Genomic DNA, 14,209 nt, shown 5'->3' on the forward strand with positions numbered 1-14,209 from the left:
GGGATGAAGATGGAGGTGTTTCAGCTTGGAACCGAAGGAACAACCGGATTGGAAAAATATGAACATCTTAACACGGCATACCGAGGAGCCTCGCGCGAGCTTGATTCCTTATGCCGATGCCGAGACCGCTCTGGAGGGCGAACGGGCGAGCTCTCCGTTTTATCAGTCGTTGAACGGCAGCTGGCCGTTTTATTATGCCGAGTCTCCACTGGGAGCGCTGGCAAACTTTTATGAAGATCATTACGATGCGAGCGGCTGGGATACCCTCCCTGTGCCTTCGAACTGGCAGCTGCACGGCTATGGCCGCCCGCAGTACAGTTCCTGCCCGTATCCATTCCCTATAGATCCGCCCAATGTACCGCTGGAAAATCCGACCGGCTGCTACCGGACCGAATTCACGCTCAGGGAGGGGTGGGAAGAACGCCGCGTGCACCTTGTATTCGAAGGGGTGGATGCCGCTTTTCACCTTTGGGTTAACGGCAAACCCGTCGGCTACAGCCAAGGGAGCCACTTTACGTCAGAATTTAATGTAAGCCCTTACTTGCGTGAGGGAATGAATACAATCGCCGTTCAAGTCTACCAGTGGTCGGACGGCAGCTACTTGGAAAGTCAGGACAAATGGCGGCTAAGCGGTATTTTTCGCGATGTATACTTGACCGCACATGCGGCGCTCTCACTCCGGGATGTGAGGGTGCGGACCCGGTTTCCAAATGGATACGCGAGTGCGGTGCTGGAGTTCACAACGGAGCTCGCTTTCCCTGATTCAGAAGCCTGCAAAGGCTGCACTCTCCGAACGACGCTGCAGGATGCCGAAGGAAACGCTATATTCAACCGTGAGCATAGGGTTGGACCAGAAGAAGTCGTGCTGGAACTAACCGAAACGATCCATGCTCCACGGCTGTGGACGGCGGAAACGCCGCACCTGCATGCGCTGCTGTTTACGCTTTGCGACGAAGAGGACCAGATCCTCGAAGTCAAAAAAATCGATGTCGGCTTCCGTGACATTGTCGTCTCGGAAGGCCGGCTTCTCATCAATGGCAGCCCGATTATCATCAGAGGTGTCAACCGCAACGAGTTCGATCCCGAGCTCGGCTATGTAACGACGATGGCTTCGATGGTGCGGGACATCATCCTGATGAAGCAGCACAATATCAATACGGTGCGTCTGTCGCACTATCCGAACGATACAAGGTGGCTGGAGCTCTGCGACCGCTACGGGCTGTACGTCATCGACGAGACGGATTTGGAGACGCATGGGTTTCATTTTTACGGAAATGAAAGCTATCTGGCGCAGCATCCCGACTGGCGGGAAGCCTTCGTGCAGCGGGCGCGAAGGATGGTCGAGCGGGATAAAAACCATCCGTCCATCATCCTCTGGTCCCTCGGCAATGAGTCAGGCTACGGAGAGAACCATGACGCGATGGCGGCCTGGATTCGGGAGGCGGATCCGACGCGTCCGATCCATTACGAAAGGGCTTACGATGCGCCGGTCGTCGATATTGTCAGCTCCATGTACCCGGCTGTCGAGACGGTGGTCGAGGAGGGAGAGAAGGACGATCCGCGCCCCTACCTCATGGTCGAGTTCGGCCATGCGATGGGCAATTCCACCGGCAACCTGCAAGAGTATTGGGACGCCGTGCACAAGTACCCAAGGCTGCTGGGCGGCTTGATCTGGGAATGGTCGGATATGGGCATCCGGCAGCGCAATGAGCAGGGTGAAGCCTGGTACGCCTATGGGGGCGATTTCGGGGAGGAGCCGCATAGCGGGCATTTTTGCCTGGATGGGCTGCTCTTTCCCGACCGAACGCCGAAAGCGTCGTTGCTGGAATACAAGAAAGTCATCGAGCCGGTCAAAATCGAAGGAGATCCAGCGGGTATCGGGAGGCTGTACGTGTGGAACCGCTACGACTTCTTGACGCTGGGTCACCTGCAAGGGACCTGGCGTCTGCTCAGGGACGGCACCGTCATCGAGGCAGGGGAGCTGCCAAGGCTAAGCACGCCGCCGCGCGGTTCGGTGAAGCTCGAGCTCCCGTTGCAGCCCCAGCAGTTGGAAGCAGCGGGAGAGTATTGGCTGCACGTGCAATTCACACTGCGGGAAGCGGCGCTGTGGGCTGAGCCCGGACATGAAATCGCCTGGGCGGATATCCCGCTGAAGGCAGCGGCGGATTCTCAGCAAGTTCAGCAGGCCAAGCCTGTGCTGACCCAGCTGGAACTGAAAGAGACGGCCGGCGAGTTCATCCTCACCGGGGCGAAGAGCGAGCTCCGCTTCAGCAAAGCGAGCGGCACCCTCACGACCTGGACGCATCAAGGCACTCGCTTGCTGGAGCAAGGACCGAAAGTCAACGTGTGGCGTGCGCCTGTTGACAATGATGTGCACCTCGCCAAGGCGTGGGTGACGGCCGGGTACAACCGGCTGGTGCTCCACGCACGCGAGGTTACCGCCGAGCAGACGGCGGATGGCGGCTGCCGTGTCGTGACCCGTGCGGTGCTCGGCGCCCGGGGCGCCAAACCGTTATTCGACGTGAGCGTTAGCGTCGTCGTTCATGCAAGCGGCGAGCTCGAGCTGACGCAGGAGCTCGTCCCCCGCGATCTCGGCAACGGGGACGCGCTGCCGCCGCTGCCGAGATTCGGGGTTGAGCTGGCGATGCCGCAGGGCTTCGACCGGCTCGCATGGTTCGGCCGGGGGCCGCACGAGTGCTATGTGGACCGCAAGGAAAGCGGGAAGCTGGGCGTATACAGCGGCTCCGTGCAGGAGCAGTTCGTGCCGTATATCAAGCCGCAGGAGAACGGCAACAAGAGCGACGTGCGGTGGGCGGAGCTCACGAACGCAGAGGGCGTCGGGCTGCGGTTTCAGGGCACCCCGGCGGTACAGCCGCATTTTGACTGCAGCGTGCATCAGTACACGACGGAAGACCTCGCAACCGCCAAGCATGTGCATGAATTGACGCGGGTCGACCGTTCCATCGTCAAGCTCGACGCCCGACAGAGCGGGTTGGGCAACCACAGCTGCGGCTACGCGCCTACGCTGGAGAAGTACTTGATACCTGCACAGAGACAGTCCTTCACGCTGCGCATGCAGCCGATATCACCGAACGAATCCAGAGAATCTTGGAGGGATCCCCTATGACTATCCGAATTACATCTTGTAAAACCGAATACATGACGAATCCGCTCGGCCTGGACTGCCTTCAGCCGCGGTTATTTTGGCAGTTGGAGTCGGACAGCCCGGGCGCAAGCCAAAGCGCCTATCACATTCAAGTGGCGACAAGCCCGGAAGGGCTGGCGCAAGGCGAAGCCGATATGTGGGACAGCGGTGAAGTGCGCTCCGACGCATCTACACACCTTCCATACGATGGAGCGCCTCTGCAATCCGAAACCTCTTATTACTGGCGAGTCCGGGTATGGGATGAAGCAGGCCAGCCGACGGCCTGGAGTGATATAGCCTTCTGGTCGATGGGCCTCCTCTCGCGCGGCGAATGGAAAGCGAAATGGATCGGCCGCGCAGCCGAGCCCGGGCTCGAGATGCAGCCGTCGCCGTATTTCCGGAAGGCGTTCGTTCTGAACAAAGCCGTTCGCCGCGCCGTCGCTTACGTGACTGCGCTCGGCGTTTACGAGCTTCACCTCAACGGGGAGCGGATCGGTGACTGGTTCGCTCCGGGCTGGACGGATTATAACGTCCGTGTGCAGGTGCAGGCCGTAGAGCTTACGGATAAGCTGCGGGCGGGCGAAAATGCGCTCGGCGCCATCGTTGGCGACGGATGGTATGCCGGCACTGTCGGCTTTCTCGGAGACAAGGTGTACGGGGAGCGCCCTTTTATCCTCCTGCAAATGACTGTTGAGTACGAAGATGGGACGAAGGAGCGAATCCTTACCGATGCTTCCTGGAAAACAAGCCGGGGCCCGATCCTTTACTCCGATATGATTAAAGGGGAAGCCTACGACGCCCGCGAGGAACTCACCGGCTGGGATCTGCCGGGCTATGACGACGAGGCTTGGGAATTGCCGGACGTTCGCGCAGGCTACAACGGCCTGCTGGTCGCCGCGGTGGAGCCGCCGATCCGCATCACGAAGACGATGCGTCCGATCAGCATGGAGCGGACGGCGGCAGGCACCTATATCTACGATATGGGGCAGAATATGGTCGGCTGGACAGAGCTAAAGGTGCAGGGCGAGCGGGGCACGCAGGTGACGCTCAGCCACGCGGAGATGCTGAATACGGACGGGACGCTGTATCTGGACAATTTGCGCCTTGCTGTCCAGCAGGAGCATTATACGCTGAAAGGGGAGGGCGTAGAGCGTTTTGAGCCGCATTTTACGTTCCACGGCTTCCGTTACGTCGAGCTGATCGGTTACCCGGGCGAGCCTGATTTGGAGACGATCACGGGCAAAGTCGTGCATTCGGATACGCCGGTCGCAGGGCAGCTCGAAACGTCCGATCCACTGGTGAACCGGCTGTATGCGAATATTACATGGGGGCAGCGCGGCAACTTCCTATCCGTGCCGACCGATTGTCCGCAGCGGGATGAGCGGCTCGGTTGGACGGGGGATGCGCAGATTTTTGCAAGGACGGCGGCATACAACATGGACGTGTCGCGCTTCTTTACCAAATACGTGCAGGATATGGTCGATTGTCAGCAGCCTTCTGGCGCTTTTACAGATGTTGCGCCGGATGCGGGCTGGATTCGCCACAAGAATTGGAACACGCGCCTCAACTGGTTCGCGCCGGATAACTCCGGCTGGGGGGATGCCGGTGTCATTATCCCGTGGACGCTATACCTCATGTACGGCGATGTGAGGGTGCTCGCCGCCAACTACGTCGCCATGGTGAAATGGGTCGAGTATTTGAAGCATACGACGGACGATCTCGTCCGGCCGGGGTATGCGAACTACGCGGACTGGCTGTCCATCGGCGCGGATACGCCAAACGAGGTGCTTGCGACGGCGTACTTCGCCTACAGCACGAAGCTGTTGGCCCAAATCGCCGATGTGCTCGGCAAGACGGAAGACGCGCAGACATACCGTACGCTGTTCGATGGCATCGCCGCAGCGTTCCGTCGGGCGTTCGTCGACGGGGATGGCCGCATCTACGGCGATACCCAGACCGTGTACGTGCTCGCACTGCAATTCGGGCTGCTGACGGAATCGCAGCGCGATCAAGCTGTGCATCGTCTGGTGGCCGACATTCGCGGCCGCGGCTACCGGCTGTCGACAGGTTTCCTCGGCGTCGGCTACCTGCTGCCGGCTTTGACGGACCATGGCTGCCTGGATGTTGCGTACAGCCTGCTGACGCAGGAGGCTTTTCCGTCGTGGATGTACTCGATCAAGCATGGTGCGACGACGATCTGGGAGCGCTGGGACGGCTGGACGGAGGAGAACGGCTTCCAGACGCCGTCGATGAACTCCTTCAACCATTATTCGCTGGGCTCTGTCGGCGAATGGATGTTCCGCTACATGGCCGGCATCGAGGCCGATCCCGCAGCGCCGGGCTTCAAGCACGCCCTCATTAAGCCGAAGCCGGGCGGCCGTCTGACGTCCGTAAAGGCGAGCTACGCTTCGCTCTACGGCACGCTGCAAGTCGCTTGGCAGCTCACCGGTGAAGGTGATTTCCGGCTGGAAGTCGAGGTGCCGCCAAACACGACGGCAACGATTCACATGCCGGATGCGGAAGGCACAGTTCACACGGTAAGTTCAGGAAGCTATGTGTTTGAAAGCGCTTCTATGCTACACTAAAGGAAACTTCCTTGAAACAGTCCGAATTCGGGTTCGAAGGGTGAGCGATTCAGCCGCCCCTCTTCCGGGTTCGGCTGTTTGCGCATAGAAAGAGAGGCGGGACACCCGATGCGATGGCTGCAAAGTCTACCCAACATTTTCATGGCCTTGTTTCCCAGAATCCGTACGACGCTGCTGCTGAGTTATTTCGTTATCATTTTGATCTGTATTGCCTTAATTTCCACCGCTTCCTTCTACATTTCCTACAATTCTATGGCAGAACGCGTGGAAACGGCCAGCGCGCAGATGGTGCGGCAAATCGAATTCAATATGGATAACGACTTTCATAATAAACGCAATCTGCTGCTCGCTCCTTATTATAATCAGGAGTATATCGATAATATCAATGCTTACCCGGGGATGGACAATCAAAATAAATTTCTGTTCCGGCAAAAGCTCGGCGACTTGTTCCTCAAGGGCTTCAACATTACGCCGATTCCGGACTTTATTCGGTTTCAGATCTACTACAGCAACGGTGAACTGCTGAATTCCTCCGACAATTCGTCCTTCGGCAGCGCCAGCGAGGTGCTAAGAGCCGATTGGTTCCGGCAGGCGGTGGCGAAGGACGGACTGGTTACCTTCTTCAACTCGCCGGGCATGTATTCCACGGCTATGCTGATTCGCGATTTCTCGAATCCGATCGGCTTCATTGTGGTGCGGGCGGACTACACGTTCGGGCTGTTTGACGGCATCCGCCAGCGCGCGGACCTGACCGTGAACTCTCGGTTTCTCATTTTGAATGATAGCAACGCTCCGATCTATGATTCGGCCGATGGGCGCCAGGCGTCGATCGATTCGGAGACACTTGCCCAAATTCATAGCGATAGCGGCAAGTTCTGGACAGGTAGCGGCGACGCCAAGATGCTCGTCTCTTATACCCGTTCCCAGTACTCTAACTGGAAAACCGTGCTCATTATGCCCAAAACCGAAATTTTCTCTCCCCTCGATAAAATCAAAACAACCGCGATCTGGACAGCCCTCGCGGCGCTCGTCGTGTCGACGATTCTGTCGCTGCTGTTCGGCCGAAGCATCACGAAGCCGATTTTGCATCTTTACAAAACCGTGAACCATATCAAACGCGGGGACTTCTCTGTGCGGGTAGATATTAAGCGTAAGGACGAGATCGGCCGCATCGCGATGAACTTTAACGCCATGCAGGATGAGCTTCAGAAGCAGATCGAGACGAAGTACGTGTATCAAATCAAGCTGCAGCAGATGGAGCTTGCGCTGCTCTATTCACAGATTAATCCGCATTTTCTCTACAATACGCTGGACAGCATCAAAGCCATGGCCGACTACTATAAGGTCGAAGAAATCGGGCAAATGTCGCAATCGCTGGCGGATATGTTCCGCTACAATACGAGAAACTCGAATGAAATTGTCACGCTGCAGGAAGAACTTGTGCAGATTGAAGCCTATATGAACATTCAGGGCATTCGTTTTGAGGGCAAAATTGACTACAAACAGGAAATTGAAGAAGAACTGTTGGATTTTCCGATGCTCAAAATGACGCTCCAGCCCCTTGTGGAGAATGCGGTGTTCCACGGCATAGAGCGCAAACGGGGCAAGGGGAGCATTCATCTCAAGGCATGGCGCGAGGAGGACGGCGTCTACATTCAGGTAAGTGACGACGGCGTCGGCATTTCGGAAGCAAGACTCGAGGAAATCAGGGACTCCCTGCGCCAACCGCTCTATCAGGAGGAGTTCAAACTACCGGCGGCAGCGAATATGGGCATCGGCGTTCAGAACGTCTACGCTCGGTACACAATCCGGTACGGCGAAGGGTTTCACTTTCACATTGACAGCCGCAAAGGAAAGGGAACACAAGTGACACTTCATCTTACGGCCTGAGTGCGAGATCGAAAGTAGGATTTTTCAACATAAGAAGTCGTTATCGTGAATGGGGCGCAGGTAAGCGCTTGCAATATAATGAGCGTGTAAGGTCAAATAAGGGAGGGGCAACAGAAATGAAGAAAATGAAAACGGTAACAATGTCAGCTTCCATCGCTGCTGTTATGGCGCTGACCGCATGCGGAAGCGGGGGAACGAATACGGCTGGCAGCTCGCCGGCAGCGGCGACGCCAGCCGCATCTACAGCTGCATCGGCACCGGTGAAGAAAAATCCGGTCACGCTGACATTTGCCATTGCCAACACCGTTGACGTAACGCCATTTAATAAGATTTTTAAGGAGTATGAGGCCAAGACGGGCAACACGGTGGAAGTGCAGGCACTGCCTGGCGGCGACTTCGACAACATGATGAAAACGCGCTTCTCTACCGCAGATTTCCCGGATTTGTTTCTAATGCAGCCTGGACCGAAGCAGTACGTGAAATTGAGAGCCTCCGAGACGCTCAAGGAGTGGTCGGGTGAAAAGGCGGTTTGGGATCGCATTATTCCGACGATGAAAGATTTCCAAATGGATACCAGCAAAAAAATATACGGCGTCCCTTTCGGCGCTACGGGCATGATGGGGATTTACTATAACAAAGATGTATTTGCGAAGGCCGGAATACAGCCGCCGAAAAACTACGCGGACATGATCGAAGGCGCCAAAAAAATCAAAGCCGCCGGCATCACGCCGTTCTATGAAGGTGTGAAAGACGGCTGGCCGCCGCAGGTGTTCTACTTTACGGGCTGGGTATCGAACGTCGATCCGGCGATCGGTGACGCGGGCGTGCAGAAACTGGAGAAGAACGAGCTGAAGCTCGCCGACATCCCAGCGCTCAAGGACTTGTTCGCGAAGCAAAAAGAACTGAAAGACCTCGGATTGATTCAATCCAATCCGCTCGCCGGCACGTTCGATGAGCTGCAAAATCAGATGGGCGAAGGCAAAGTGGGCATGGCGTTCATGTTGGACGGCATTATCCCGCAGCTGGAGAAGAAGTTCGGCAAAGACTTTGTGACGAACAAAATCGGCTTCTTCCCGTTCCCTTCCGCAACGGATGCAGGGACTGCGATGATTACGCCGCCGAATCAGCTCATGATTCCGACAAAAGCCAAGCATGCTGACGCGGCTGCGGATCTGGTGAAATTCATGATTTCGCCGGAAATGGTCGACCTCTACTACCAGACGGCACCGGGGATTCCGATTTTCCAAGGCGCGAAGAGCAGCCTGTATCCGGTGCAGCAAACCGTGAAAGATCTTATTGATGCGAATAAAGCGAAAATCAACGTGCAAAATCGTCTGACACCAACTTTTGCCGATTTCCAAAAAACGCTGCAAAACTTCTTCATCGATGGCGACGTCGACAAAGCGTTGAAGGAATTTTCGGCGAACTATGAGAAAGACGGCAAAGCGAAGCTGCTTGACGGCTTCAAGTAAGCACGGGACGTCCGGTCGGAGGCTCGCTTCCGGCCGGAGCATTTTTGAATGAAGGAGGGGAGCAGAGTGGGAAGGCTGAAATATCCGTTATACTTTTCGTTCCCGGCGCTCGCCGTGTTCCTGTTGTTTTTTATTACCCCAACGCTGATCGGGTTTTATTACAGCTTCACGGATTGGAATATCAACGCAGACCGGATTCAATTCACGGGTCTCGCGAACTATATCGAGCTGTTCAAGGAGCCTCGGCTCAAAACCGCGTTAATCAATACGCTGATCTTTGCCGCTGTCGTGACGCTCATGCAAAATTTTCTGGGATTGGGCCTGGCCCTCGTGTTGAATGAAGCATTGAAGCTGCGAAATGTGCTGCGCATGATTTTTTTTCTGCCCTATGTGATTGCGCCGATCGTCATCGGCTACATTTTCCGTGCGATCTATCATCCCGAGCATGGGATTGTGAATACGCTGCTTTCGAAAGTAGGCCTCGATTTTCTCGTACATGACTGGCTGAACGATCCGAAGTATGCCCTGTTTTCCATCATTGTAACGGATTTGTGGCGGGTAGCGGGCTTCTCCATGGTCGTGTATCTGGCAGGTCTGCAATTCATTCCGAAGGATCTGATCGAGAGCTCGTCTATCGACGGCGCGAAGTATTGGCAGCGGTTCCGCTCCGTGGTGTTTCCGCTTCTCGCTCCGGCGCTGACGGTGAACGTGCTGCTGTCCATGATCGGCTCGATGAAGGTGTTCGAGATGGTGATGGTGCTGACCGAAGGCGGCCCCGGCTATACGACGGAAGTGTTCTACACCTACATTCGCGGGATGTTCAGCACTGGTCTGTTCGGTTACGCGACTGCTGTAAATGTGGTGCTCTTCGTGCTCGTGACACTGGTCGGCGTGCCTGTTCTGATGGCGATGAAGAAAAGGGAGGTCGAGATGTGATGCGAAACCGTACACGTATACGGCTTGTGCTGCTGGAATTCCTGGCGATTGCACTCGCTTGCTGCATCCTGATTCCCTTCTTTATGATTCTGGTCAATTCGTTTAAGGGGATTCGGGAGTCGGCGCTCTTCGGGCTGTCGCTGCCATCCAAATGGGAGTTTACGAATTACAAGGAAGTTTTCCAGCAAGCCAATATTTTGCGCGGATTCAAAAACAGCATCCTCATCTCGGCGCTGGTTGTCCTCTGTGTGAATGTGTTTGCGTCGATGGCCGCTTTTATTATTCAGCGGAGAGACAGCCGCTTTCTGCAAGGCGCTTACTATTTGTTCATCATGGGCCTGATCGTCCCGGTGTCGATCGTTCCGACAATTAAGCTGATGGGCGACTTGCACATCAAAGGTTCCTATTTCAGCTTAGTCATGTACTATACAGCCGTACTGCTGCCGTTTGCGGTGTTCCTGCTCGTCGGATTCATGAAATCGATTCCCCGCGAACTGGATGAAGCGGCGCTGCTCGAAGGCTGCGGTTACTTCCGGTTGTACGGGCAAATCGTGCTGCCGCTGCTGATGACCGTGCTCGTTACGGTGTCCATCGTCGTGATGGTATCCGTATGGAACGATTTCTTCGGACCGTTCTATCTCATGACCGACAGTACGAAATGGACGATTGTCTTGCAAATCTTTAACTTTGTGACGATGTACAGCACGAACTGGGGCGTCGTGTTCGCTTTTATGGTACTCGTGGTATCCCCGGTACTGATTGTTTATCTCATTTTGCAGCGTTATATTATCGACGGTTTGACAGCAGGTTCGCTCAAAGGCTAGCAGGGATTTCGATTGCCAAAAGGAGGAGCAGGAAATGCGGAGAGTCATCATTGTGGACGATGAAAAGTGGATACGCAGAGGATTGATTCAGTCCATTTCCTGGGACGAATGGGGCTTGTCGCTCGCCGGCGAAGCGGCGGACGGGGGAGAGGGCTACGATTTGGCGCTGACGCTTCAGCCGGACATTCTCTTCCTCGACATGCGCATGCCGGGACTGGACGGCAAGCAGCTGATCGGGAAGCTGAACCAAGAGCTGCCGGACTTGCTGACGATTGTAATCAGTGGGTACTCGGATTTTGAATATACGAAAGAAGCGATTCGCCATAAAGCGTTCGACTACCTGCTCAAGCCGGTGAAAAAGGAAGAGCTGGCGGTCGTCGTGCAGAAGGCTTGTCAGGAGCTCGATCGCCGGGAGGCGGAGCGGCACAAGGTAGCCCGTGAGCAAGGCGAGGACTGGCTGCGCCAGCTGCTGCACGCGGAAGAAAGCCTGGCCGAGAAGCTTGTGCCGGCGGGCTGGCGGGCGGGCGAAGCGGCCCTGCTTCTCGCCCACACGGATCGCTACGGGGATCACGTGGAGCCGGAGCGGCTGCTGCCTGCGATGCAGGAGACGCTGTCGCGGATGAAGCCTTTCCTCTTCGGAGGAGGCTGGCAGTACGAGCTGATCCCTTTGCAGGATAACGGCAAGGCGTGGGCTCTGGCGGTCTCCGCGCCGAAGCTGGAGCCGAACGACATGAGGCGGCTGCACGCCAGCCTGAGCCATGCCATGGTGCAAGCGAGCGGCGGCGCGAGCTTCTCGTTCGGCGTCAGCCGCGTAAAGCGGCAGGCCGCCAAGCTGGGTGAGGCCTGTCACGAAGCGCGGAAGGCGCTGCTGCGCAAGCCGCTCGCAGCGACGGGTGTCCTGCTGGATGCGGAGCACCTGCAGCCGCAGACGAGCCGCCAGTACCCGCAGGATCTCGAGAATGCGTTCCTGTGGGTGCTGCAATCTGGCAATCGGCAGGCGGCGGAACTCGAGCTTGAGCGCTTATTCGCAGCGTTCACCGAAGAGCCTGCGACCGTAGCGCATTTGCAATGGAGTGCGGATCTGCTCTTACATGCGATGGAGAAGCAGTTGCAGGCAAAGGATGCGCGGGTCGAAGACATTTGCGGCGACAATACGCTCGTCTACGCAGAGAAGATTCATCTTCGCAACGACAGGGATTCGATGAAAAAGCTGTTCCTGGAGAAATTGCTGCCGCCGCTCGTGAGCTATTACAGCCAATCCGGAGAAAAGTTGGGCGAGAAAGCCGTGCTTGAGCTCAAAACGTGGATGGAGAGCAATTACAGCCAATCCCTGTCCCTGCCTCAGATCGCGAGCAGCTATTATTTGAACGCGGACTATTTAAGCCGGATTTTTAAACGAATGACAGGTCAGAATTTCATTGATTACCTAACGGATATTCGGATGCGTAAAGCGAAAGAGCTCATGAATAAATCGAAATACAAGAACTATGAAGTCGCCCAGAAGGTCGGATATGAGGATTACCGCTATTTCAGTCAAATTTTTAAAAAGAAAGTCGGCATGACCATCGGCGAGTACCGCAAATCGATCGGTCAGGCGGACCACGAAGGAGAGAAACAGATATGTCCAAGTCTCTGATTCCCGATACGTTGATGCTGGAAGAACGCGCGAAGCACGCGATCAATGCCATGATCGGCATGGCGGATCACGATCACAATTATATTCCGTTTTTTGCCGCGAATTTGAATCATAAGCCGGCTTACGTGACCCATGGGGATTGGGATTATGGTTCCTCCCATGGGCGGATGATCGACGGCTTGATTCTGGCCCGCCATATGTCCGGCGAGACGTTCGGCAAGGAGATCGAGGAAAGGTATCGGGCGAACCTGCTGTCTTTCTTCAAAGAAGACGGGATGAGCTACCGGCAGATCAATCCAACGCGCGATTGGGAGCCGAATGCGAATTTAATTGACCAGCGGGCGGTCATTCTATCGCTCACAACCTGGTATATGGAAACCGGCGATCCGAAGGTAAAAGAGGCGGCGGACCGCCACGTCGCCGCGCTGCGGCGCATTGCGGTGAAAGAACGGGATGTGTGGTACTACCCGGCTTCCGAATACAAGGAAACCGGCTGGCCGTCGGCGAATGCGATCCAGCTTCGTCTGGCGCCGGACCCTGCGGCGTTCTGCGGCCGCCTGGTGATGCCTCTCCTTAAATACCATGAGCTGACGGGCAACACCGACGCTTTTGAGCTGTGTCAGTTTTTCACGGCGCTGATTATTGAGCGCAGCGGCGTCTTCAACGCCGACGGCAGCTTCAACGACTCGCTCGCTTATCGCAGCGGACATTTCCATACGCGGATCGGGACGTTGGATGCGATTGCCAGGTTCGGCGCTTTCACCGGCGACGCGGCCATCATTGCCTGGGTGAAGAAATGCTACGACTGGGCCTTGACCAAATGTACGGCATTCGGCTGGACGCCGGGGGACCTTCATGAGCAGGCATACGAGCATGAGACGTGCTCGCTTGTAGATCTGATTGCGACGGGCATCACGCTGGCACGCAGCGGCTATGTCGAGTACTGGGGCACGGTGGAGCGCTTCCTGCGCAACCATCTGGCGGAATCGCAGCTGCTGGATCTCAGCTGGGTCGAAGAACTGCAGGATAAATCGCAGGATATTCCGGCGAATACAAGCTTTTATAAAGTGGCGGAGCGCACAAGAGGCTCGTTCGCAGGCTATTCGGCGCCGAACGATTTTGTCTGCGACGTCAATGAAGGACGCGGTCATACGAGCGATTTGCAGCTGTGCTGCCTCGGATCGGGCACGCGGGGCCTTTTCATGGGCTGGAGCAACACCATTACAGAGAAGAACGGGGCAATCAGTGTCAATTTCCTGCTCAACCGCGGCTCCAAATGGCTTGATGTTTCCTCTTATCTGCCGCATGAAGGCAAGGTGGTGCTGCACATTCATACGGATCTCCCTCGTCTGCAAATCCGGATTCCGGAGTGGGCTGGTTTTACGAAAATCCGCTTTGTACGCGAGTTAGGCGGCGAAGTCACAGAAGGCCGGGGTAGCGAAGCCAGCTCTTGGGTGAATAAGCACTTCCTGCTGCTCGGCCCTGCGAAAGCCGGTGAAACGATCACAGTCACGTTCCCGCTCAGCTTCCGCAAAACGCTGGAAAATGCCGTCGGTCAAACGTTCGAGACGGAATGGCGCGGAGACGATGTGGTGAACATTACGCCGAAAGGGAAGAAAAAACCGCTCTATAGCGATCGCCGCGTATTCGATGAAGCGCCAATGCGCGAAGGGGAGTATCGCCGTCTCGAGAAGGAGTTCGTTTGGTAGTCGTGTGAGTAG

General features: G+C 56.1%; 8 protein-coding genes. All 8 read left to right on the top strand.

Annotated features, from left to right (window positions below; translation table 11 throughout):
• Positions 1-25: 25 nt before the first annotated feature.
• The 8 genes from EJQ19_RS01495 (at position 26) to EJQ19_RS01530 (ending at position 14,197) form a co-directional block, all read left to right on the top strand.
• Positions 26-3,127 carry a glycoside hydrolase family 2 TIM barrel-domain containing protein gene (locus EJQ19_RS01495; protein WP_126139442.1) on the top strand — a complete coding sequence of 1,034 codons (3,102 nt, stop codon included), beginning with the start codon at positions 26-28 and terminating at the stop codon, positions 3,125-3,127.
• Positions 3,124-5,730 (top strand): glycoside hydrolase family 78 protein, encoded by a 2,607-nt coding sequence (locus EJQ19_RS01500; RefSeq protein WP_126139443.1) that lies wholly within the window; start codon positions 3,124-3,126, stop codon positions 5,728-5,730. Before EJQ19_RS01495 ends, EJQ19_RS01500 begins: the two co-directional genes overlap by 4 nt.
• Before the next feature lie 108 nt (positions 5,731-5,838).
• Positions 5,839-7,620 (top strand): sensor histidine kinase, encoded by a 1,782-nt coding sequence (locus tag EJQ19_RS01505; protein ID WP_126139444.1) that lies wholly within the window; start codon positions 5,839-5,841, stop codon positions 7,618-7,620.
• A gap of 116 nt (positions 7,621-7,736) precedes the next feature.
• A complete protein-coding gene (locus EJQ19_RS01510) occupies positions 7,737-9,092 on the top strand; it encodes an ABC transporter substrate-binding protein (protein WP_126139445.1) in 1,356 nt (451 codons plus the stop codon).
• Positions 9,093-9,158: 66 nt separating this feature from the next.
• On the top strand, positions 9,159-10,028 hold the full coding sequence (locus tag EJQ19_RS01515) for a carbohydrate ABC transporter permease (RefSeq protein ID WP_164716265.1): 870 nt from the start codon (positions 9,159-9,161) through the stop codon (positions 10,026-10,028).
• Positions 10,028-10,852: a carbohydrate ABC transporter permease gene (locus EJQ19_RS01520; protein ID WP_126139447.1), complete on the top strand. Its 825-nt coding sequence runs from the start codon at positions 10,028-10,030 to the stop codon at positions 10,850-10,852. The genes EJQ19_RS01515 and EJQ19_RS01520 overlap by 1 nt, the downstream gene beginning before the upstream one ends.
• A gap of 34 nt (positions 10,853-10,886) precedes the next feature.
• Positions 10,887-12,488 (top strand): response regulator transcription factor, encoded by a 1,602-nt coding sequence (locus EJQ19_RS01525; protein ID WP_126139448.1) that lies wholly within the window; start codon positions 10,887-10,889, stop codon positions 12,486-12,488.
• Positions 12,473-14,197, top strand: coding sequence for a glycoside hydrolase family protein (locus tag EJQ19_RS01530; RefSeq protein WP_126139449.1), 1,725 nt, complete (start codon positions 12,473-12,475; stop codon positions 14,195-14,197). Before EJQ19_RS01525 ends, EJQ19_RS01530 begins: the two co-directional genes overlap by 16 nt.
• Positions 14,198-14,209: the final 12 nt, after the last annotated feature.

This window comes from Paenibacillus whitsoniae (assembly GCF_003955665.1).
GTDB lineage: Bacteria > Bacillota > Bacilli > Paenibacillales > NBRC-103111 > Paenibacillus_E > Paenibacillus_E whitsoniae.

Excerpts from the sequence above, each read along its gene's own strand:
- EJQ19_RS01525 (WP_126139448.1), top strand. The coding sequence starts at position 10,887 with ATGCGGAGAGTCATCATTGTGGACGATGAAAAGTGGATACGCAGAGGA.
- EJQ19_RS01510 (WP_126139445.1), top strand. The coding sequence starts at position 7,737 with ATGAAGAAAATGAAAACGGTAACAATGTCAGCTTCCATCGCTGCTGTT.
- EJQ19_RS01520 (WP_126139447.1), top strand. The coding sequence starts at position 10,028 with ATGCGAAACCGTACACGTATACGGCTTGTGCTGCTGGAATTCCTGGCG.
- EJQ19_RS01530 (WP_126139449.1), top strand. The coding sequence starts at position 12,473 with ATGTCCAAGTCTCTGATTCCCGATACGTTGATGCTGGAAGAACGCGCG.
- EJQ19_RS01505 (WP_126139444.1), top strand. The coding sequence starts at position 5,839 with ATGCGATGGCTGCAAAGTCTACCCAACATTTTCATGGCCTTGTTTCCC.
- EJQ19_RS01500 (WP_126139443.1), top strand. The coding sequence starts at position 3,124 with ATGACTATCCGAATTACATCTTGTAAAACCGAATACATGACGAATCCG.